The sequence below is a fragment of the Limnohabitans sp. WS1 genome (genome assembly GCF_003063265.1).
Lineage (GTDB): Bacteria > Pseudomonadota > Gammaproteobacteria > Burkholderiales > Burkholderiaceae_C > Limnohabitans_A.
This window is the reverse complement of sequence record NZ_NERU01000017.1, coordinates 78,065-99,206: the sequence shown is the minus strand read 5'-3', so window position 1 is coordinate 99,206 and position 21,142 is coordinate 78,065. Positions and strand designations below refer to the sequence as shown.

The window sequence follows — 21,142 nt, the reverse complement described above, 5'->3', positions numbered from 1 at the left end:
ATGCGGAGTAGGAAAGCCGCACGAGCCAAGGGTGGCAGGAAAGTGGATACGAAAAGGACAGAGATGAACGAGAGCGAAAGCGAAACGGCGGCAGTGCCTCTTAGGGCTAAAACAAGCCGAGTCAGACCCTGCCCAATGGGCGTGGGTGGACCGTGAAGTCTGGACGGATCGTATGTTGGCGGCGCTGGGCAACGGCGTCAAAGGAAACAAGTGGTCAATACTGGACAAACGCGTACTTCGCAGAGTTGGGGCTGTTCACCATGATGCAGGCCCGATTGAAAGCGAGCCAATCCCGATGTGGAAACCACTGACTGGAGAGCCGTGTGCGGGAAAACCGCTCGCACGGTTCGGAGGGAGGGGAGGCCTTGGCCTTCTCTACCCCTATCAAGGGAGATGCCCTGCATTTTGTAGGAGCCCCGCCCCCGGGGCGATGGGGTGGTGGTCTGCAAGGCTTATCGCGACGGGGGCGTCGCTCCTACAGGAGAGATGCCCCGCATTTTGTAGGAGCCCCGCCCTCGGGGCGATGCTTGGGGGTGTGTGAGGCTTATCGCGACGGGGGCGTCGCTCCTACAAGGGAGATGCCCCGCATTTTGTAGGAGCCCCGCCCTCGGGGCGATGCTTGGGGGTGTGCGAGGCTTATCGCGACGAGGGCGTCGCTCCTACAAGGGAGATGCCCCGCATTTTGTAGGAGCCCCGCCCTCGGGGCGATGCTTGGGGGTGTGTGAGGCTTATCGCGACGGGGGCGTCGCTCCTGCAAGGGAGATGCCCCGCATTTTGTAGGAGCCCCGCCCTCGGGGCGATACGGTGGTGGTCTGCGAGGCTTATCGCGACGGGGGCGTCGCTCCTGCAAGGGAGATGCCCCGCATTTTGTAGGAGCCCCGCCCCCGGGGCGATTGTGGGTAGTTTGCGAGACTTTTCGCGACGGGGGCGTCGCTCCTACAAGGGAGATGCCCCGCATTTTGTAGGAGCCCCGCCCTCGGGGCGATGCGGTGGTGGTCTGCAAGGCTTATCGCGACGAGGGCGTCGCTCCCACAATTCCTGTGGGATTCCCGCCCCCACAAAAAAACATTCTTGCAATCATCATCGGCCGGATCAAACACAACCCGCCATCAGACTTGCAGCAAGTCGCGGCGCGCTTGCACCAGCCCCGCCATGGCCTCGTCGTGCAAGGTGTGTCGGCCGTGTTGCACCAGCAGCCGACCCCCACACCAGACCTGTGCCACTGCACTTTGCCGACTGCTGGCAAACACATGGCTGGCCAGCATCTGGTCTGGAGACAAGCCCGCCAAGGCCGGGTGTTGGGCATCGAGCACGATGAAGTCGGCCTGCTGCCCCACCGCCAGCCCCGCTACGGGCCGGGCCGCCGCCTGCGCCCCACCGGCCACCGCCCCTTGCCACAAGGCCTGGGCCACGTCCGGTTGCTGCGCGTGGGCTGCCACATTGCGTTGCCGCAACGACAGGCGCTGGCTGTATTCGAGCAGCATCAGGTCTTCGGCCGGGTTCACCGCGATGTGGCTGTCCGAGCCAATGCCCCAAGCGCCTTGGTGGTTTTGCCAGGTCTTGAATTCGAAAATGCCGTCGCCCAGATTGGCCTCGGTGGTGGGGCACAGACCGGCCACGGCACCCGAGGCTGCGGCGCGTTGGTATTCGTGCGCGTCCATGTGCGTGGCGTGCACCAAGCACCAGCGGGCATCCACCGGCGCATGGTCCAGCAGCCAGGCGACCGGGCGCTGCCCTGACCAGGCCACACAAGCGTCGACCTCGGCTGTTTGTTCGGCAATGTGGATGTGGATGGGCGCGCTGGCGTCCAGCGCCTTGAGCCCCGTGAGCACCTCGCGCAGGCTCTCGGGCGTCACGGCCCGCAAGGAGTGCGGCGCCAGCCCCAGCCGGGTCGATTGCGCATCGCAAGCGGGCTGCAAGCGTTCAAGCAGGCGCAGCATGGCCTCGGTACTGTGGATGAATCGGCTTTGTCCCGCGGTGGGTGCCCCCCCGCCAAAGCCGCTGTTTTGGTAGAGCACGGGCAGCAGCGTCATGCCGATGCCGGTGCGCTGGGCGGCGCGCAGCAGGCTGTGCGACATCTCGGCCGGGTCGGCATAAGCCTGGCCTTGCGCGTCGTGGTGCAGGTAATGAAATTCGCAGACGCTGGTGTAACCCGCCTCCAGCATGTCGACATAGAGGCCGGTGGCAATGGCCTCCAGCTGCGCGGGGCCGAGTTGTGCGGCAAATCGGTACATGAGCGTGCGCCAGCTCCAGAAGCTGTCTTGCGCGTGGCTGCGGTACTCGGTCAGCCCGGCCAAGGCGCGCTGAAAAGCATGCGAGTGCAAATTGGGCATGCCCGGCAACACCGGCCCTGCGGCGCGTGGCACTTGGGGGGGGGTGGTCTGCCCTATCTCCATGGCCTGCCATTGACCTTGGGCGTTCCATTGCAGCAAGACATCGCGTGCCCAGCCCCCGGGCAACAAGGCGTGTTCGGCAAACAGCTGGTGGTGCATGGTGGTGTTTTAGTGTGGGGTGGGGGTGAAGCGAACGGCCAGCAAGGCCGCATCGGACGCTGAGTCGACGCATTGGCATTGGGAGGCCAGCATCGCGTCATGCCACCAAAGGCCTGTTTGTGCACCAAGCGCGTGCTGTTGGGCGCTGGTTGTATCGGTGTCGCTCTCTGTGTGAGCGGTCTGCACCCGCCATGTGCCCTGAATGGCCATCAGCCAGCCGGCCGGGGCGGGCAGCAAAGTCTCTCGACGACGCAACACGCGCACCTCGGCCTGGCACACGCCACGGCGCGTCATCACATTGAAGTCGTGGCAGTCCCCGTTCAGCAAACGCCCATGCACTGCGGCATCGCCCGAAAAGGCAAAGGGCTGCAAAGGCGTGTCCAGCGCATGCAAGACGCTGCCGTCGGCGCTGCTCAAATGCACGCCGCCACCTTCGAGCAAGGTGATGACCCGGTCCACACCCGGGAACATCGAGAAATCACCGTCGCGGGCAATGTGCGCAATGCTGATGCGCCAGTCGAAGTCCTGCATGTTGGCGTTGGGCGGGTGGCACGCGATTTCTCGTGTCACGCCCCCGCCGTTTTTCCAGGGGCTGGCGGGCAGTTGGGCCCGTTCAAAAAAATGGATGGGCATGGGCTCAGGCAGTTTGCGGCAAGGGGCGGCTGTGCCACAGCAAGATCAACAACACCCCCGGAATGGCCACCGCTGCCGCCACCGGGTTGGCAAACACCAGCGACAAGGACAGCGCATTGAGCAGCCAGAAAAAGGGTTTGCCAATGGGCCGCGCCACAAAGCCGGTGTAGGCCGCCCCCAAACCCATCACGGCCACGACAGCGCAAGCCGTGGCAAGCAAGAAAGAAGGCCAGGTGAAGTCGATGAACAGCAAAGCGGGCGTGTAGACAAAAGCAAAGGGCACCAGCGCCTTGCCCATGGACAGCCTGAAAGCCGTCATGCCCGTGCGCATGGGTTCGCTGCGGGCAATGCCTGCGGCGGCAAAGGCTGCCAAGGCCACAGGCGGTGTCACATCGGCCAGCACACCGTAGTAAAAGACAAAGAAGTGTGTCGCCAGTTGCGGCACCCCCAGGCCTGCCAGCGCCGGGGCAACGATTGCGGCCAGGATGATGTAAGTGGGCGTGGTAGGCACACCTGAGCCCATGATGATGCAAGCGGCTGCGGTGAACAGCAGGCCAAACAAAATGGTCACTTGCTTGAGATCAAGCCAGTTGAACACGTCCAGCACCATGAACATTTGCGCGGCCAGCCCCGACACATCGATCACCCAGGCCGAGAACTTGAAGCCCATGCCGGTCAGCGTGGTGATGCCCAGCACAAAGCCCACGCAGGCACACGCAGCGCCAATGCCCAGCGCCGCTTTGGCACCCATCTCGAAGCCCTGCACCAGTGCTTGCGGTCCCACGGCCATGCCCGTCATGTTTTTGCCCAAAGGACCCATCAAACGGGGAATCCACGAGCAGGCCACGGTGAGGGTGATGCCCCAAAAGGCAGCCAAGAAAGGCGTGAACTGCATCAACAACAGCGTGACCATGACCACCAGCGGAATGAACAGGTGCCATGAACTTTTGAGCACCCAGCTGAGTGAAGGAATGTCTTTCGGGTCCATGCCCTGCAGCTTCAATCGCTTGGCTTCCAGGTGCACCATGAACAAGATGGCAAAGTAATGCAGCAGGGCCGGAACAATCGCCACCAAGATCAAGGTGTTGTACGGAATGCCCAAGGTCTCGGCCATGATGAACGCCGCTGCACCCATGATGGGCGGGGTGATCTGGCCACCGCACGACGCTGAGGCCTCCACCGCCCCCGCAAAGCGCGGCGAGAAGCCAACTTTTTTCATCAGCGGAATCGTCATGACGCCCGTGGTCACGGTGTTGGCAATGGCCGAGCCAGAGATCATGCCGAACAGGCCCGAAGACACCACGCTGACTTTGGCAGGTCCACCGGAAAAACGGCCCGCTGCAATGGTGGCCAGGTTCACAAACAACTGCCCCAGCCCGGTGAGCTGGGCCATGATGCCAAACAACACAAAGTGAAAAACAAAGGTGGCCACCACACCGACCGGGATGCCGTAAATGCCTTCTGTGCCTTTGTACAAATGGGCCACGATGCGCGACAAGCTGTAGCCTCGGTGCGACAGACCACCCGGCAAGTAGGGCCCCAGCAAGCCGTAAAAAATCGCCGCGATGGCCAGCAAAGGCAAAAAGATGCCCATGGTTCGCCGCGTGGCCTCGATCACCATGGCAATCGCGATCACGCCCATCATCAGGTCCAGCGGGGTGTGCTGGCCCGGGCGCTCAATGTAGATGTGCTGAAAAAACACCAAGAGGTAGAGCGAAAAGCCCGAAGCCAGCGCCGCAAACACCCAATCGCGCCAAGGAATGTGGGTGTGGCTGCCATCGAAATGCTTGAACGGCAAGGACAAACCAGCCAAAGCCACCAGCACCGCCAAGAAGGTGTAGCGCATGGCGTCGGGGATGGGTTCGGCGATCTTGCCGAGCAGACTCCAGCCCATGAACAGGTAAAAGCCCGCCAGACCCACCGACACGGTCCATTCCCAATGACCGGGCAATCGTTTTTGACGCGGAAACACCAGAAAGCACAACCCCAGCACCACCGACAAGTGGATGGCGCGGTGCGCGATTTCGTTGTGCAGGCCAAAACCGGCGGTGTAAAAGTGCCAGGCCGACAGACCTGCGCACAAGACCATCACGACTTTGGCACTCCAGCCGGCCAAGCGGCGGAAACTCGATTCGGGGTCAAACTGCTCGATCAGGCGATCAATTTCTTCTTGGCTGGTACTCATGGGTTGTCCATCATGGCAAAGGGCAATTTTCAGCCCGCATTTCAATTGATTTGGGGCTCAGCTGGCCCAGTAAAACTTCGCGTCCATCGGCCAGCACCACACGCATCGACTGGGCGGGCAAAGGCAAAACCACCAAAGGATCGACCACCCGGTCCAGCAGCAAACGCCAGCCCGCGCCATGGCGCAGCAGGCGCTCGCCCGGCCCGGCCGCCGATGGCAGGCCGTAGCCCTCACCTTCAAAGCGCTCTTCCACCAAGTGCGCTCGCCAGCCCTGTGCGCTGTGCCGCCAGACATAGCGGTCCAGCACGGGGGTGCCCAGCACCGAGTGGGTGAAGGCCACATCGGCAGCGGGTTGCGCCGGGTTCAGGGGCAAGCGGGTCAGCGCCAGGCCGCTGCGGTGTTCGGTCAGCACCAGCTCGCAAGCGAGCGCAGCCCCAGGTGCTGCCCATGCGCAGGCCACCAGCGCCCACGCCACCAGGGCGAGGCGCTTGGGGTCTGTCACTTGGCGATGCCTTTTTCCTTGAAGTAACGCAAGGCACCGGGGTGCAGGGGCACGCTGGCCACGGCGGTGGCGGTGTTCAGGTTGATGTTTTTGCCCTGCACATGCACCTGGCCCATGATGGTGGTGTTCTCATACAAGGCCTTGGTCACTTCGTAGGCCACGTTCTCGGGCACACCATCGTGTGTGGCCCAAATGGCCATCACCGCCAGCGTGGGCACGGCGGCAGTCTGGCCTTTGTAGCTGTTGGCGGGCAGCTGCACCTGGGTGTAGTAAGGCTGCTCCTTGAGCAAGGTGGCCACTTCGGGGCCCGACAGCGGGATGATCTTCAGGGCGTGGCTTTGTGCAAAGTCGGTCACCGCCGCCACGGGCACACCGCCCGTGATCAAGGTGGCGTGCAAGTTGCCGTCCTTGATCTTGTCCACCGCTTGGGTGAAGGAGGAGCTGTCTTCTTTCACATCGGTGCGGGCCATGCCGTGCACTTTGAGCAGGTCGGTCACCAACTGGTACTGACCGGAGCCGGGCGCACCCGAGGAAATGCTTTTGCCCTTGAGGTCCTTGACGCCGTTGATGCCCGAGTCGGCGCGGGTGATCAGCTGCACGGTCTCGGGGTACAGCGCACCCAGGGCACGCAGATTCTTCAGGGGCGCATTGGCAAACTGGGCTTTGCCGTTGTAGGCCGCATCCAGAATGTCGGCCGCCACAAAGGCCGACTCGATGTCCTTGGTGCCCAGCAGTTTGGCGTTGCCCACCGAAGCGCCTGCGGCTTCAGCGGTGGCGGTGATTTTCCTGCCGTCGACCGTGGCCTTGTTGGAAATCAGTTGGGCCAGCATGCCGCCCAAGGGGTAATACGTGCCACCCGTGCCGCCCGTGGCGATGCCGAAAAACACGCGTTGTTGGGCCATGGCGGCCCCCGAGAGAACGGCTGCAGAGGCCACCAGTGTCAAGACCAGTCGGCGATTGAGTTTCATCGGTTTTCCTTTGTGAAGAGGGGGTTCGGTCAAAATGTCAGCAAAGGCCTTTTGCAACAGGCATCCAACGCTTCGCAGTCGTACAGTGTGGGCTGTAAAGCCTGGGCAGGCCAAGCCTTCGCCAATTCTGATGCTGAGCATCAGAAAAACCAATACAGACCGGCCCTGCCGCGCAAGCTTACGATGAAAAAACGTGCTTCAGACAAAGTGGTCCCCCCCTCCTGGGAACAGCTGGGCAGCTGGGTGGCTTTGGTGGAAACCGGCTCCGTGTCGGCGGCGGCGCAGCGGCTTGGCATTTCCCAGGCGGGCGTGTCTCAACATGTTCGTCAACTGGAGGAGTCGCTGGGCGCCTCACTGCTGGACCGGGCCACGCGGCCGGCCCACCCCACGGCTTCGGGGCAGCGCCTGTACGAGCAAGCGCGTGACCTGCTTTCGCGGGCCAGCCACATGACGGAGACGGTGCGCGCCCTGAGCCGCAGCAAAAGGAGCTTGCTGCGGCTCGGGTGCGTGGACTCCTTTGCTGCCACGATTGGCCCACAAATGGTGCGGGGCCTGGCCGGGCGTGTGCAGCGCCTGCGCCTGGTGTCGGGCATCAACCCGGGACTGGCCGAGCAGTTTGACAACCACCAGTTGGACGTGCTGATCACCACCGACGACCCCAAGCCCGGCACCGGGCGTGAATGTCTGGCCTTGTTTTCAGAACAGTTTGTGTTGGCCGTGCCCTCGGACTTCAAGGTGCTGCCTCTGGCGTCCTTGCACCAGCTCAGTGGTCTGCGGCCCTTCATGCATTACAGCACCCGCTCCAAAATGGGGGCGCTGGTCGATGCCTACCTGGCCCGCCACGACCCCGACATCGAGCAGGTGTTTGAATTTGACGCCACCGACCCCTTGCTGAGCTTGGTGCGCGAGGATTTGGGCATCGCCCTGACCACCCCCTTGTGCCTGTGGCAGTCGCGCTACCACGCCATGCACCTGAAGTGTGTGCCCCTCACAGCCTTGCGGCATCAGGGCCAGGCTTACCCGCCCCTGCAGCGCACTTTCTACATGGTGTACCGGCCCGACGAATTGGGCCCCCTGGCCCAGGACATTGCGGCCATGGTGCGGGTGGCGGTGCGCGAATTGCAGCGCGAATGGGGGAGTGCGCTGAACCTTCCCGCCAACTTGCTCAGCGTGAACGAAGACCGCTGAAGCCATCAGCGCCAAGGCTGATGCTGATGATCAGCCAGTGCAAAACTGATGCACGAATCGGCCATGCCCCTTAGGCTGGTGGCCAACAACAGGAGTGCGATGTGAGTTCATGGGATGCAATCGTGATTGGGGCGGGCGTGATCGGCACCTCGGTGGCCTACAACCTGGCGGCCTTGGGCGCTCAACGTGTGCTGGTGCTCGAGCGCGATCAGATCGGCGCGGGCACCACCTCACAGTCCAGCGGCATTTTGCGCACCCACTATTCGGTGGTGGAAAACATGGCGCTGGCGCAGCAGTCCTGGTCGGTGTTTGAAAACTTTGCCGAACACCTGCAAGACGAAGACGCCAGTGCCGGCCTGGTGCGTTGCGGTTACCTGATCGCCTCGCCCGAAGGCCCCAAGTTGGCCCCCTTGCGCGAGGCCCTGGCCGCACAAGAGGCGCGTGGCATTGCGCTCAGCAGACTCAGCCCCCAAGAGGCCAGCGAACGCTTGCCCATCTGCCGTTTTGACGATGCCGCCTTGATCGGCTTTGAGCCCGATGCGGGCTTTGCCGATGCCTATCTGGTGGCCACCAGCTACGCGCGCGCCGCCCGCAGGCGCGGGGTCAAGTTCATGGAAGGCGAAAGCGCCACGCGTTTGCTGCTGCAGCAAGGCCGCGTCAGTGGTGTGGAAACGGCCAGCGGGGTGTTCCATGCGCCCGTGGTCATCAGCACACAAAACATCTGGGCGCATGAATTGGCCACATGGACGGGCATTCAGGTGCCTTTGACGCCCGAGCGGCACAAGGTCATGTCGCTCGAAGGCCCCGAGGCCTACACCTACGCCATGCCGGTCTACAAAGACTTGGGCTCGCCCGGCATGCTGTATTGCCGCAGCTATGGCGGGCGGCAGATGCTGGTGAGCGAGGGCACAGCCGGAGAAAGCCTGAGCGGGCCAGACAACACCCAAGGCGATATTTCCATGGACGATGTGGCGCACTTGGGTGAACAAGTGGCAGACCGCTTTCCCTCGTTTGCCGAAGCGGGCTTGGCCTCGTCATGGACCGGGGTGTACGACGTGACCCCTGATTGGAACCCGGTGCTGGGCGGTGTGAACGAGGTCCCGGGTCTGGTGGTGGGCTTTGGTTTTTCGGGCCACGGCTTCAAGCTCTCACCCGCCGTGGGCCGGGTGCTGGCCCAGCAAGCCCTGGGCCTGCCCACCGATGTGCCCTTGGCCCCGTATGCGCTGGAGCGGTTCAGAACCGGGCATTTGTTGCACGGACGTTATGGCTCGGGGGCGGTGGCCTGAGGCCTGAGGCCTTGCGCACCACGACTGACCTGCTTCACCAACGCAGCACGCGCAAGCCCAACACCGCGCCCACACCCGACACCAAGGCGATGCCGCCGGCGTACCAGACGGCAAAAAACGTCAGGCTGGTTTCGGAGCAATGCAGTGAATACACGCTGGCGGCCAAGCTGCCCGCCAGCATGCCCGCCACCGCGCCCGTCAAGGCGGGGCGCGTTGGGGCCAGTTGGCGCAAGGCCCACAACAAAGCACCCAGCACCGGCAAAGACAGCGCCACGATGCTCACCGAGCACACTTCCCACGAGCCGCCCATCCACTGCGCGGTGCGAGCACCCTCATCGGTTTGCAGCCACTGAATGACACCTAGGCTGCCCATGGCCAGCAAAGCAAGCCCCAGACCCACGAAGGTGTGACCCGCCCCCACCCCCGGTCTGGCCAAGCGAAACAAGCCATACAAGCTAAAACCCATCAAGGCCGTGAGCCACAGCATTTTGGTGATGAAGGCCGGATGCACCGCCATTTGATCCATCTGTGGGTTCAGGCCGAACAAGGCGAGCAACAACACACCACAGACCACGGCACCCAGCAGCAGTTTTTGCAGCAACTGCTGGCGCACAGGTTTTTGCGGCTGCAGCGTGTCGCTGGCCAGCAAGGCAATCAGGTCGTTCGTTTTCATGCTTTGGCTCCCCATTTGGCCATCAGGGTTTTCAGGCCCCGGTGGATGTTCACTTTGACTGAGGCTTCACTTTGCCCGGTCCGCTGGGCGGTTTCGGTGATCGACAAACCCATCAGCCGCGTGTGCTCGATGGCCTCGCGTTGGCGCAGCGGCAAGTCCGCCAACACGACCTCCAAGTCCTTGTGCGCATCACTGGCTTCTTCTTCGCTGTCCACCGCCAGGGTTTCGGACCAGTCGTCGATGTCGTCATGCAGGCCCTCGCGGCGGCCGTGGGCGCGCAAATGGTCCACCCATTTGTAACGCGCAATCGCATACATCCAGGCCGTCAGGGGCTGGTCGCTTTGGTAGGTGTGGCGTTTTTGATGGATGGCCATCAGGGTTTCTTGCACAAGGTCCTCGACATCGCTGAGTTGGGATTGCATCCGTTTTTGCAAAAAGCGCCGCACATGGCCGCTCATGAGGCCGAGGGCACGTTGGTAACTGGCCTGATCGCCTTGCAGGGATTGCATCCATGCGGCGTGCAGTTCGGCTTCTTGGGTTTGCAGGCTTTCGCTCAAGTCAGTTCGTCCAAAGAGGTGAAAAAGTTACAGATACAAAAAGAAACAAATGGCCTGCATTTTTCGTAACTTTTGAATGTTCCGGCGCGGATTACACCATGACAGCGATGGACAAGTGCCACACGGTACAGCCCAAAACGGTCAACAACTCACCTTCAACCTTTCAGGAGCATTTCATGAACAAGCAACACCTCATCACCATCGCTTTGGGTTCTGCGTTTGCCGCAGCCACCTTGATGCCCGCTCACGCTGCAGGCAACCCCTTTGCCGCCAAGACCCTGGACGCCGGCTACCAAGTGGCGCAGGCCGACATGAAATCTGACAGCAAGGCCAAAGACGGTAAATGCGGTGAAGCCAAGTGCGGCGCTGACAAAAAAGGCGCGACCAAGGCCAAAGACGGCAAGTGCGGCGAAGCCAAGTGCGGTGCTGACAAGAAAGCCAAAGAAGGCTCTTGCGGTGGCGACAAGAAAAAAGACGCCTCTTGCGGTGCCAAGAAATCTTGATTCAAGACTGAAGCAGTCAGCGGAAGCTGTGCACACCACGGTGTGCTTGGCGTTCGCTGACGCCACACCGATACAAGGCGATGTACATGGTGCATACAACTTTCAATCCAGCCGGTTTGGGCTTTCGACGTGAGTTGATCCCGGCATTGCAGCAAGCCGTGCCGCCCGAGATCGGATTTTTCGAAATCGCCCCAGAAAATTGGGCCGGTATGGGCGGTCGTTCTGCGCACACGCTGTGCGCCTTCACCGAACGCTACCCCTTTGTGTGTCACGGCCTGTCGCTGTCATTGGGTGGCCCCGGTGCACTCGACGAAACCTTGCTGCGACGCACCCGAGACTTCATGCGCACGCACGGCATCACCCTCTTTACCGAACACCTGTCATGGTGCGCTGACGACAGCCACCTGTACGACCTGCTGCCGATTCCCATGACCGAAGAAGCCGTGCGCTACACCGCCGAGCGCATTGCCCGCGCACAAGACATTTTGGGCATGCGCATCGGCGTGGAAAACGCCTCCACCTACATCGCGCCCCCGGGTGCCGAAATGAGCGAACCCGAATTTGTGCGGGCCGTGGTCGAGCGGGCCGATTGCCTGCTGCACCTGGACGTGAACAACATCTACGTCAACAGCCGCAACTTCGGCTTTGACCCACAAGCCTATCTGGCGCAGCTGCCGCTGGAGCGCACCTGCTATGTGCATGTGGCCGGGCACTGTGTCGAAGAAGACGGCTTGCTCATTGACACCCATGGCAGCGAGGTGATCGATCCGGTCTGGCAACTGCTGCAAGCCGCTTACCAGCGCATCGGCCGCCCGGTGCCCACCTGCCTGGAGCGCGACTTCAACATCCCCGATCTGCCGATACTCGTCCAAGAGGTGGCGCACATTGCGCACTTGCAGCACCAGGCCTTCGGCGCGCAAGCTGTTGCGCAATGGGGTGCGCAAGCCCAAGCCCAATCCCTCTTCAGGCAGGTGGCGTGATGCTGGCCTTCCAAGAATTCCAGCACCAGATGGCCGCGCACCTGCGCGACCCGCACCACACACGCCGCCCACCGGGCGTGCCCAAGCGACGCATGGGCGTGTACAACGAACTGTTGTTCAACAACGTTTGTGGTTTTCTGGACAGCTGCTTTCCGGTCAGCCGAAAACTGCTGGGCGATGCCCGCTGGCGCAGGCTGTGCCGCACCTTCTACCGCGACTGGCCTTCGCACACGCCCTGGTTTCGCGAGATCCCGCGCGAGTTTGTGCGTTACCTTGCGGAACATTCCATCGCCCAGCCCCTGCCACGCTGGCTCGCCGAGCTGGCCCGTTACGAATGGGCCGAGTTGGCGGTGGACGTGATGGACGTCACCCCACCAGCACACAACCCACAAGGCGACTTGATGCAAGGCCGCGTGTTGCTCAATCCGGCGCGTGTCGATGTCGCCAGCGAATGGCCCGTGCACCACATCGGCCCCGACTGGCGGCCTCGTCACCCAGAACCCGCATTTTTGGTGGTGTTTCGCGATGCGCAGCTGAACGTTCAATTTATCGAAATCAACGCCGTCACGGCCCATGTGCTGGCCCTGCTCGACCAAGGCCTGAGTGGCCAACAAGCCTTTGCGCAACTGGCCACCGACATGCAACACCCCGATCCGCAAGCCTTGCAAGGCTTCGGTGCGCAACTCCTCACCAGCCTGCGCGAGCAAGGCGTCATCTTGGGAACCTCGACATGAACACCCCCCACCACTTGGCTCGCAAAGGCCTGGATGCACTCGACCACTTGGGCCTGTGGATCGGCCTGCTTAGCCTGCGCCTGTTGCTGGCCTGGGAATTTGGCGAAGCCGGTCTTGAAAAGCTGCACGGCAGCAACTGGTTTGCCGACATCCAGGACCAGTTCCCCTGGCCCTTCAAACTCATCCCGGCTGACCTCAATTGGGCCTTGGCCACAGGCTTTGAAGTCGTGGGTGCCATCGCTTTGGTCATCGGATTGGGCACGCGCTTTTTCTCAGCCTCGCTGATCGTGCTCACCGTGGTGGCCATGCTCAGCGTGCACTGGCCCGAGTCGTGGTCCAGCCTGAGTGAACTGCTCAAGGGCTACGCGCTCACCAACGACGGCTTTGGCAATTTCAAGCTCCCCGTGATCTACATGGCCATGCTGCTCCCGCTGCTGCTGATGGGACCGGGGCGTCTGTCGCTGGATGCGTGGGTGCAAGCGCGTTGGCAGTCCAACACTCGGGTGTGAATGGGTCACATCCGGGCGAAAGGGAGGGTCGAAAGACTCAACACAACAACCATGCCCTTTGGGCTTGGGTTTAGACATCAAAGGAGATCGGTATGAGATTCAATCGATGGGTATTTTCCGCATGCGTTGCGGCTGCTTTGACCGCGTGTGGCGGTGGCAATGACAATTCGAGTCCCTCCATCAAAGCTCAATTGATTGGGCTGGAAAACCTGGGTGCAAGCTCGGTTTACGAGGGCTGGTTGATCGTCAATGGTGCGGCTAAAAGTGCGGGCCGTTTCACAGTGGACGACCGAGGTGTGATGAGCCAAACCAGTTTCAAGATCGACAGCGCCGACATCGCTGGGGCTTCGGCCTATGTGCTGACCATTGAGCCACAAAATGACTCCGATCCAGGACCCACTAAAACGCATTTGCTGGCCGGAAATTTTGATGCGGCACGCACCCAGGCCGCCCTGAGCGTGGCACACACATCGGCCTTGGGCAATGACTTCACCAGCGCCACCGGCAAATTCTTCCTGGCCACGCCCACCAACCCTGGCACCGATGACCAGGGCATTTGGTGGGTCGATGCCAGTTCTGGAACGCCACAGGCAGGCCTGAATTTGCCCACGCTGCCCGAAGGCTGGGTGTACGAGGGATGGGTGGTGGTGGACGGCCAACCCACCAGCACGGGACGCTTCACCCGTGTGACCGGTGCAGACAGTGATGGCGCAGGACCCGCTGCGGGTACGGCCGCAGCGGCCCCGCCTTTCCCAGGACAGGATTTCGTCAACCCCGCTAAAAAGCTGCCCGGTGGCATGGCCGTGATTTCGATCGAGCCTCAGCCAGACAACAGTCCTGCCCCGTTTTTGCTCAAACCCCTGTTGACCAACCCGATAGGCAGCGCCACTGGCCCGAGCAATGGGCAGACGATGCTCAACCAGGCCAACAAGCTCAACCCCACAGGGATCGTCACCATCGTGCGTTAACGACCGGCCCTTAAAAGGCGATCCGTGGGTCGCCTTTTTTGTGTTGATGGCTGCATGGACCTGTAACTTTGCGCTTACCTGATTCGAAATGATCGATACCGGCATGTAGGGGCACCTCAGCTTCTCACGGCAGACCGGTGAACTCTAGACAAGGATGAACCATGCACAAAACCCTCACCTGCAATGCCCTCGCGCTGTTGACCCTGACCTTGAGCGCTTGGATGACTCCGGCGCACGCTATCGACATTGCCCCTTACAGCGCCCAGACCTTGGCGCAAAAGCAGCAAGCCGGTGAAGCCGTCAGTCTGCACTTTCACGCCAAGTGGTGCCCCACTTGTCTGGTGCAAGAAAAAGCGTTCAACACGTTCAAAGGCGATGCCACCGTGCCGGGCACCTTGCTGGTGGTGGACTATGACCAAGAACGTGAACTCAAGCGCCAGATGGGCATACGCGCGCAATCGACCTTGATCGTTTTCAAAGGCCAAGAGCAAAAGCACCGCTCGGGTGGTGTGACCGACCCGCAGGCGCTGAAGACGGCTTTGCTGTCGGCCCAGTAAACATGCCACCTGATTTGAGGAGCACCTCATGGATTTGGCCATCAGTCACCTGGGTTTGAGCTTGCTGGCCGGCAGCTTGACCACTTTGTCGCCTTGCGTTTTTCCCATCTTGCCCATGGTCCTGGGTGGGGCTGCACAGGGCAACCGCCTGGCCCCTGTGGCCATGGGCTTGGGCATGGCTTTGTCTTTTGCGGGCATAGGCGTTGTGATCGGTGCCTTGGGGCCGGTGATTGGCCTGGACAGCGACCATGTGCGCTTATTTGGCGCCGTGCTGCTGATGGCCTTGGGCGTGATGATGTGGGTGCCTGCGCTCAATGAGCGCTTCACCCAATGGATGATGCCGCTGGCCAGTGGTGCCAACAACGTGTCTTCGCGCCTGCAGGGGGACACGCTGTGGGGGGCGCTGCTTTTGGGCGCGGTGTTGGGCTTGGTTTGGAGCCCTTGCTCCGGCCCTTTGTTGGCATCGGCCTTGACGCTGGTGGCCAGCGAAGGCGGTGCGCTGCGCGGCGGGCTTGTGCTGGGTCTGTTCGGTCTGGGTGCGGCCTTGCCTTTGGTGGTGGTGGCTTACGCCTCGCGCCGGGGCTTTCAGGCTGTGCGCGACAAAGTGCTGGCGCATGGGGACAAGGTCAAGAAAGTGTTTGGCGGTTTGATCTTTCTGGCCGGTCTGGCCATTGCCAGTGGCGGCGACAAGTGGTTAGAGGCGCAAATAGTGCCCTTGCTGCCCGAAGCCTGGTTGCGAGCCACCACGCTGTTTTGAAGACCCTTGAGGTACATTTCCTTCAACTGTTTCTTGACCCTCACATCCATTTCATGAACGCCACTTTGCTCACCAACCGCCGCCAAGCCCTGACTCTGTTGGGGGCGACCGCCTTGACCCCGTGGGCTGTCCATGCAGCCACCCCATGGCCCGACACTCTGCGCGCCGCTCGCGGCCAAACCGTTTACTTCAACGCCTGGGCAGGCAGCGAACGCATCAACGCTTACTTGCAATGGGTGGCGGGTGAGTTGCAGCGCGACTTCGGCGTCAAGCTACAGCACGTCAAGATCAGCGATGCGGCCGATGTGGTCAAGCGTGTGCGCGCCGAAAAACAAGCCGGCCGCAAAGATACCGAAGGCACAGTGGACCTCATCTGGATCAACGGTGAAAACTTTGCCGCCATGAAACGCGATGGCCTGTTGTCTGCGCCCTTTGCGCCAACCTTGCCCAACTTCCAGTGGGTAGACACCGTGGGCAAACCGACCACGCTGGTGGATTTTTCGGTGCCAACGGATGGTCTGGAATCTCCCTGGGGCATGGCGCAGCTCACGTTTTTTGCCGACGCCAAACGCCTGCCCCAACTGCCGCAACTGCCGCAAAGCATGGGGGAGTTGCTGGCCCTCGCCCGCAGCCAGCCTGGGCGCATCACTTACCCGCGCCCGCCCAACTTCCATGGCACCACCTTCGTCAAGCAGGCCTTGATCGAACACGCGCCGGATGTGAAAGCGCTGGCCCAACCCGTCACAGCCGCCGCATTGGAAGCGCAAGCCGCACCCCTGTGGCGCTTTCTGGATGCGCTGCACCCACACTTGTGGCGCGGCGGCAAACAGTTCCCGCAAAACTCCGCCGCGCAGCGCCAGATGATGGCCGACGGCGAGCTGCTGCTGGCCCTCACGTTCAACCCCAACGAAGCGGCCAACGAAATCGCCGCCAAACGCCTGCCCCCCACGGTGCAAAGCTGGCAGTTCGCCAAGGGCACGATTGGCAACACGCACTTTGTGGCCATTCCGTACAACGCGCCCAGCAAAGCCGGTGCGCAAGTGGTGGCCAACTTTTTGCTCTCGCCGGTTGCGCAGGCGCGCAAGGCCGACATCGACGTGTGGGGCGACCCCACCGTGCTGGATGTGGCGCGCTTGCCTGCCGCCGAACGCGCCCGATTTGCTTCGGCTGTGCGCCCCGGGCAACTGGCCCAGAGCGCCCCCGCGCTGCCCGAGCCCCACGCCTCGTGGGTCGATGCACTCGAAAAAGAGTGGACCCGCCGTTACGGCGTGTGACATGCCCAGTGTGTGCCCTTGTAGGTCGGTGGCTTCAGCCCCGACAAAGCCCTGGATGACCACGAGTCATTCTTGCCGTCATTTTTGCAGGTCGGAGCTTCAGCTGCGACACAGCCCTTGGCTGCAACCCATGTCGGGGCTGAAGCCACCGACCTACGCTCTGTGAAGGTGCTTGGGACTTTGCTGCTGGCCGCGTTAGCGGGTCTGCCCATGCTGTGGGCGCTTGGCTTGGCACTGACACAAGCCTTTGACGCCGCCGCCTGGCAGGCCCTGTGGGCCGACCCGCAAACCTGGCGCGCCTGGGGCATGACGCTGTGGACCGGGCTGGCTTCGACCGCGCTGGCGTGGATCACGGTGGCGCATGTGCTGGCCAGTGGCTTCATCCGCCAACAGCTGGGCCGCTGGCTGTCGCATCTGCCTGCCTTGCTGGCCACGCCGCACGCGGCCATGGCCATCGGGCTGGTGCTGTGGCTCTCGCCCAGCGGCTGGGCGCTGCGGCTGGTGTCGCCGGGCCTCACCGGCTTTGACGCACCGCCGCCGTGGTTCACCACGCAAGACCCGTGGGGCCTGGGGCTGATCCTGGCGCTGTGGCTCAAAGAGGTGCCGTTTTTGTTGTGGGTGGCCGCCACCCAAATGCAGCGCGAAGACCTGCGCCGCCGCTGGCAAGCCGAATACGCCCTGGCCCAAACCCTGGGCCGCACCCCCGCACAAGCCTTTGCACAAATCGTCTGGCCGCAACTGGCCCCGCGCCTGCGCTGGCCGCTGCTGGCGGTGTTGGCCTATGGCCTCACGGTGGTCGACATGGCGCTCATCATCGGCCCCGCCACACCGCCCACCTTGGCAGTGTTGGCCTGGCAATGGCTGAGCGATGCCGACCTGCTCACGCAAGCGCAAGGCGTGGCGGCGGCGGGGTGGTTGACGGGCACGGTGTTGGTGGTGGGGGTGGTGGCGGGTAGATTTGTAGGAGCCGCGCCCTCGCGGCGAATGTTGGAGCATGGCAAGCGCCTGAAGTTGGCCGGGGCAAGGCGCCTACCTAAGGCAGTTTTTGTGGGGGTTTGGCCGCCGAATGTCCTGTGGACCACCATCCTCACCATTTACGCCGCCGTCTGGTTGGCCCTGACCGTGGGCAGTGTCTCGGGGGTGTGGCCTTTCCCCCAAGTGTGGCCCGAGCTGTGGACGCTGGGCGCCTGGCAACAAGTGGCCAGCAGCGCGCACACCGTGTGGACCACCTTGGGCCTGGGCGTGGCGTCGGCGAGTGTGTGTTTGTTGTGGTCGGTGGCCTGGCTGGAGCTGGCCCCGCGCCGCTGGCAGCAGGCCTTGCAACCCTGGTTCTTGTTGCCGCTGGTCTTGCCCTCGGTGCTGTGGGTGGTGGGCTTGTACAGCCTGGCGCTGCACACCCGGCTTGAAGGCCAATGGCTGGGCCTGAGCCTGGCGCACGCGGTCATGGTCTTGCCCTATGTGCTGCTGGCGCTGGTGCCCGCGTATCAGGCGGTGGACCCGCGCCAAGCCGCGCTGGTGGCCAGCTTGGGCCATGGCCGCTGGGTGTATTTGTGGCGCGTGAAGTGGCCGCTGCTCCAACGCGCCATCGCCTCGGCTTGGGCCGTGGGCTTTGCGGTCAGCGTGGCGCAATACCTGCCCACGCTCTACGTGGGCGCGGGCCGCTTTGCCACCGTCACCACCGAAGCCGTCACCTTGGCTGCGGGCGCGCAACGCTCGCTCATGAGCGCCTACGCTGCGCTGCAAATGCTCTTGCCCATCCTGGCCTTCGCGCTGGCCGCGTGGCTGGGCAGGCCCCGCCGATTTGAGAAGATCGCCCCCATGAAAGCCACACCTTGACCGACACCCCACAAGATGCCGTGCATCACGGCATGAACGACGGCCTGCACGTTCACATCGAACGCTTGGGCAGCGCGCGTCACGCGCTGGTGAGCGGCCTGCGCCTTCATGTGCCGCCCGGCGAAATCCTCACGCTCATGGGCCCGAGCGGCTGCGGCAAAAGCTCGGTGCTCGCGGCCATAGCGGGCACGCTGGCCAGCGTGTCCGAAGGGCTGCAGCCCCTGCAATTGCAAGGCTCGGTGCAACTCAATGGCCGCGAACTTTCGCACCTGTCCACTCATCAACGCGGTGTGGGTTTGGTTTTTCAAGACGCCTTGCTCTTCCCGCACATGTCGGTGGCCGAGAACCTGCTGTTTGCCGTGCCCGTCAGTGACGCCAGCGGCAACAAGGGCAGCACCGCGCAACGCCAAGCCCGCGTGCAACAAGCGCTGCAAGAAGCCGAGCTGAGCGGCATGGGCGAGCGCGACCCGTCCACGCTCTCGGGCGGGCAACGTGCGCGGGTGGCGCTCATGCGCGCTTTGTTGGCTGAGCCGCAAGCTCTGTTGCTCGACGAGCCGTTTTCCAAACTCGACGCCGCCCTGCGCGCCCAGCTGCGCCCGTGGGTGTTTGCGCATGTGCGCGAGCGGCGCATCCCCGTGGTGCTGGTCACGCACGACGAACAAGACGTGGCCGACCCGCAGCGCGTGCTGCACTTGCGCGCCACCGCCGAAGAAAGCCCCAACCATGTTTGACCGTCACGCACAAACCCTCTTGCGCCCCGCGCTGAACGCTGCCGCACGCGGCTTGGTGCGCGCCGGCATCAGCGCCGACGCGCTGACCTGGCTGGGCTTTGCCATCGGCATGGCCGCCGCCGTGGCCATTGCGCTGCAAGCGTGGTGGTGGGGCTTGGCGCTGCTGCTGGCCTCGCGCTTGCTCGACGGCCTGGACGGCAGCGTGGCCCGCCTGACCCAGCCCACCGACGCGGGCGGCTTCCTGGACATTGCGCTCGACTTTGTGTTCTACGCCGCCATCCCCCTGGCCTTTGCGGTGGCCAACCCCGCCACCAACGCCCTGCCCGCCGCAGCCCTGCTGGCCAGCTTCATCGGCACCGGCAGCAGCTTCTTGGCGTTTGCCGCACTGGCCGAAAAACGTGGCCTGACCGACACCGCCTTGCCGGGCAAAAGCTTTTACTTCTTGGGCGGCCTGACCGAAGCCACCGAAACCATCGTGGTCTTCGCCGCCATGTGCATCTGGCATGAACACTTTGCGGTGTTGGCTTATGGGTTTGCGGGCTTGTGTGCCATCACCACGGGGATGCGGGTGGGGTGGGGGTATCGGCGGTTGGGGTGATGCCAGTTGCAGTCCATGTAGATTCCAAACTCAGGCTGCTCGAGGGAGTTTCTGGCCTTGATGGCTCGACAGGTGATTCAGCTGGACGATGGGGAGCAAGAGATGTTGACTCAAGTGTTTGACGACAGGCACAGCAACCCCATCGCCCAAGAGGTGATAGGCCTCGTTGTATTTCTCGGGCAACTTGTAGTCGTCGGACAGGCCCATCAAACGAGCTGCTTCGCGAGATGAAATCAAGCGACTTTTGATGCTGTTGCCGTGAACCACCATGATGGTTTGCCTGCTGGAGCCACCACCTGGTGTGCGCAAACATCCGGCAACGCCGTCAAAGCGAACCTCTGCTCTTTGCACGCCGTCGCGTGTGCGTTTGTAAATGGTGCCCACGCGAGGTGATGGCGATGCTTGCGCTGCAAGAACTTTTCTGCGGTGCAGAGGAGTCATCATGCCCAGCAGTTGCTGCGTTTCTTGCTCTGAATGCCATTGCACACTTTGCGGATGGGTTTCAATCAAACTCTCAAGGGTGAGCAGGGGTTTCTCGTTTTGCGGGACCGACCACCAACGCCATGCAGCTTTGGCCTCACCCGTCAAACGGTTGTGCGCTCGGATCATGGCGGCAGGGTGCCATGCGGGGTTGGGGGTGTGGGTGTGCGAGAACTCGGGCAATTTCAGATGGGCATCGACCCCTACGATGAACAAGCGTGGCCTGGATTGGGGCAAAAAGTGAATGGCATCGATCAGCATGGCACCCACCAGGTAGCCCTGTGATGCGATGGCTTTGGCAATCAGTTCGAAGTCTTTGCCATCCCGCGAAGTGAGAGCGCCGAACACGTTTTCCAAAACGACCATCTTGGGTTTGCGGCCTTCGGCATCGAGGTCGCAGATCAATTTCCAAAACCCCCAAAAAGCACCTGAGCGTTCACCTTCAAGCCCAGCACCATCGCCTGCCAGTGAAAGGTCTTGGCATGGAAACGAGCCCCATGCCATGTCGGCATTTGCCGGAAGTTCTTTGGCTTGTACGTTGTAAATGTCTTTCACCGAAAGGTGCTCGTCACCCCAGTTGGCGCTGTAAGAATGCCCCTTGCTTGCACTGATGTCGTTGGCAAACAAGCACTGCCAATCCGAACCCAGTCCAGCCCGTGCCATACCGCCGCCAGCAAAAAATTCGTAAAAACTGTGCATGTTGATCACCCAATGCTGTCTATTTGTACAGT

General features: G+C 62.3%; 21 protein-coding genes. 13 read left to right on the top strand and 8 right to left on the bottom strand.

Features of this window, described 5'->3' with window-relative positions; translation table 11 throughout:
* Nucleotides 1–1,109 precede the first annotated feature (1,109 nt).
* From B9Z48_RS17670 to B9Z48_RS17650, 5 genes are read right to left on the bottom strand one after another with little or no spacing between them, the layout of a single operon-like run.
* Nucleotides 1,110–2,492 carry a formimidoylglutamate deiminase gene (locus B9Z48_RS17670; protein ID WP_108380128.1) on the bottom strand — a complete coding sequence of 461 codons (1,383 nt, stop codon included), beginning with the start codon at nucleotides 2,490–2,492 and terminating at the stop codon, nucleotides 1,110–1,112.
* A gap of 9 nt (nucleotides 2,493–2,501) precedes the next feature.
* On the bottom strand, nucleotides 2,502–3,125 hold the full coding sequence (locus B9Z48_RS17665; protein ID WP_108380127.1) for a HutD family protein: 624 nt from the start codon (nucleotides 3,123–3,125) through the stop codon (nucleotides 2,502–2,504).
* Nucleotides 3,126–3,129: 4 nt separating this feature from the next.
* Nucleotides 3,130–5,310, bottom strand: coding sequence for a TRAP transporter permease (locus tag B9Z48_RS17660; protein WP_108380126.1), 2,181 nt, complete (start codon nucleotides 5,308–5,310; stop codon nucleotides 3,130–3,132).
* 10 nt (nucleotides 5,311–5,320) lie between these two features.
* On the bottom strand, nucleotides 5,321–5,812 hold the full coding sequence (locus B9Z48_RS17655) for a DUF1850 domain-containing protein (RefSeq protein ID WP_089952468.1): 492 nt from the start codon (nucleotides 5,810–5,812) through the stop codon (nucleotides 5,321–5,323).
* Nucleotides 5,809–6,780, bottom strand: coding sequence for a TAXI family TRAP transporter solute-binding subunit (locus tag B9Z48_RS17650; protein WP_089952466.1), 972 nt, complete (start codon nucleotides 6,778–6,780; stop codon nucleotides 5,809–5,811). The genes B9Z48_RS17655 and B9Z48_RS17650 overlap by 4 nt, the downstream gene beginning before the upstream one ends.
* 183 nt (nucleotides 6,781–6,963) lie before the next feature.
* Between B9Z48_RS17650 and B9Z48_RS17645 the strand changes: the two genes are divergently transcribed.
* Both B9Z48_RS17645 and B9Z48_RS17640 read left to right on the top strand, forming a co-directional pair.
* Entirely contained in the window at nucleotides 6,964–7,968 is a 1,005-nt protein-coding gene (locus B9Z48_RS17645) for a LysR family transcriptional regulator (protein ID WP_108380140.1), read from the top strand.
* 101 nt (nucleotides 7,969–8,069) lie between these two features.
* The gene (locus B9Z48_RS17640) at nucleotides 8,070–9,254 is read left to right on the top strand and encodes an FAD-binding oxidoreductase (protein ID WP_108380125.1); all 1,185 of its coding nucleotides are present in this window, start codon (nucleotides 8,070–8,072) and stop codon (nucleotides 9,252–9,254) included.
* Nucleotides 9,255–9,288: 34 nt separating this feature from the next.
* Here the strand turns inward: B9Z48_RS17640 and B9Z48_RS17635 are convergent, their stop codons facing one another.
* Together B9Z48_RS17635 and B9Z48_RS17630 are read right to left on the bottom strand one after the other, a co-directional pair.
* Nucleotides 9,289–9,927, bottom strand: a complete 639-nt coding sequence (locus tag B9Z48_RS17635; protein WP_158273311.1) for an NrsF family protein — start codon at nucleotides 9,925–9,927, stop codon at nucleotides 9,289–9,291.
* Nucleotides 9,924–10,484, bottom strand: a complete 561-nt coding sequence (locus tag B9Z48_RS17630; protein ID WP_233261184.1) for a sigma-70 family RNA polymerase sigma factor — start codon at nucleotides 10,482–10,484, stop codon at nucleotides 9,924–9,926. Before B9Z48_RS17630 ends, B9Z48_RS17635 begins: the two co-directional genes overlap by 4 nt.
* Nucleotides 10,485–10,660: 176 nt before the next feature.
* Here B9Z48_RS17630 and B9Z48_RS17625 point away from each other — a divergent pair, with 176 nt between their 5' ends.
* The 11 genes from B9Z48_RS17625 (at nucleotide 10,661) to B9Z48_RS17575 (ending at nucleotide 19,931) form a co-directional block, all read left to right on the top strand.
* Nucleotides 10,661–10,987: a hypothetical protein gene (locus B9Z48_RS17625; RefSeq protein WP_108380138.1), complete on the top strand. Its 327-nt coding sequence runs from the start codon at nucleotides 10,661–10,663 to the stop codon at nucleotides 10,985–10,987.
* 86 nt (nucleotides 10,988–11,073) lie between these two features.
* Complete coding sequence (locus tag B9Z48_RS17620; RefSeq protein ID WP_108380137.1) at nucleotides 11,074–11,967, top strand: DUF692 domain-containing protein; 894 nt, start codon at nucleotides 11,074–11,076, stop codon at nucleotides 11,965–11,967.
* Nucleotides 11,967–12,701, top strand: a complete 735-nt coding sequence (locus B9Z48_RS17615) for a DUF2063 domain-containing protein (RefSeq protein ID WP_108380123.1) — start codon at nucleotides 11,967–11,969, stop codon at nucleotides 12,699–12,701. Before B9Z48_RS17620 ends, B9Z48_RS17615 begins: the two co-directional genes overlap by 1 nt.
* Complete coding sequence (locus tag B9Z48_RS17610; protein WP_108380122.1) at nucleotides 12,698–13,210, top strand: DoxX family protein; 513 nt, start codon at nucleotides 12,698–12,700, stop codon at nucleotides 13,208–13,210. Before B9Z48_RS17615 ends, B9Z48_RS17610 begins: the two co-directional genes overlap by 4 nt.
* 92 nt (nucleotides 13,211–13,302) lie before the next feature.
* Nucleotides 13,303–14,178 (top strand): anti-sigma factor, encoded by an 876-nt coding sequence (locus tag B9Z48_RS17605; RefSeq protein ID WP_146186323.1) that lies wholly within the window; start codon nucleotides 13,303–13,305, stop codon nucleotides 14,176–14,178.
* A gap of 161 nt (nucleotides 14,179–14,339) precedes the next feature.
* Entirely contained in the window at nucleotides 14,340–14,735 is a 396-nt protein-coding gene (locus B9Z48_RS17600; RefSeq protein WP_108380120.1) for a thioredoxin family protein, read from the top strand.
* A 28-nt stretch (nucleotides 14,736–14,763) separates the two neighbouring features.
* Nucleotides 14,764–15,492: a cytochrome c biogenesis CcdA family protein gene (locus tag B9Z48_RS17595; RefSeq protein WP_108380119.1), complete on the top strand. Its 729-nt coding sequence runs from the start codon at nucleotides 14,764–14,766 to the stop codon at nucleotides 15,490–15,492.
* Nucleotides 15,493–15,545: 53 nt separating this feature from the next.
* Nucleotides 15,546–16,766 (top strand): ABC transporter substrate-binding protein, encoded by a 1,221-nt coding sequence (locus B9Z48_RS17590; protein WP_108380118.1) that lies wholly within the window; start codon nucleotides 15,546–15,548, stop codon nucleotides 16,764–16,766.
* 168 nt (nucleotides 16,767–16,934) lie between these two features.
* The gene (locus tag B9Z48_RS17585) at nucleotides 16,935–18,602 is read left to right on the top strand and encodes an ABC transporter permease (RefSeq protein ID WP_233261183.1); all 1,668 of its coding nucleotides are present in this window, start codon (nucleotides 16,935–16,937) and stop codon (nucleotides 18,600–18,602) included.
* Nucleotides 18,599–19,333: an ATP-binding cassette domain-containing protein gene (locus B9Z48_RS17580; RefSeq protein ID WP_233261182.1), complete on the top strand. Its 735-nt coding sequence runs from the start codon at nucleotides 18,599–18,601 to the stop codon at nucleotides 19,331–19,333. The genes B9Z48_RS17585 and B9Z48_RS17580 overlap by 4 nt, the downstream gene beginning before the upstream one ends.
* Nucleotides 19,326–19,931 carry a CDP-alcohol phosphatidyltransferase family protein gene (locus B9Z48_RS17575; RefSeq protein ID WP_108380116.1) on the top strand — a complete coding sequence of 202 codons (606 nt, stop codon included), beginning with the start codon at nucleotides 19,326–19,328 and terminating at the stop codon, nucleotides 19,929–19,931. The genes B9Z48_RS17580 and B9Z48_RS17575 overlap by 8 nt, the downstream gene beginning before the upstream one ends.
* A 30-nt stretch (nucleotides 19,932–19,961) precedes the next feature.
* Here the strand turns inward: B9Z48_RS17575 and B9Z48_RS17570 are convergent, their stop codons facing one another.
* Nucleotides 19,962–21,110 carry a DNA cytosine methyltransferase gene (locus tag B9Z48_RS17570; RefSeq protein WP_108380115.1) on the bottom strand — a complete coding sequence of 383 codons (1,149 nt, stop codon included), beginning with the start codon at nucleotides 21,108–21,110 and terminating at the stop codon, nucleotides 19,962–19,964.
* Nucleotides 21,111–21,142: the final 32 nt, after the last annotated feature.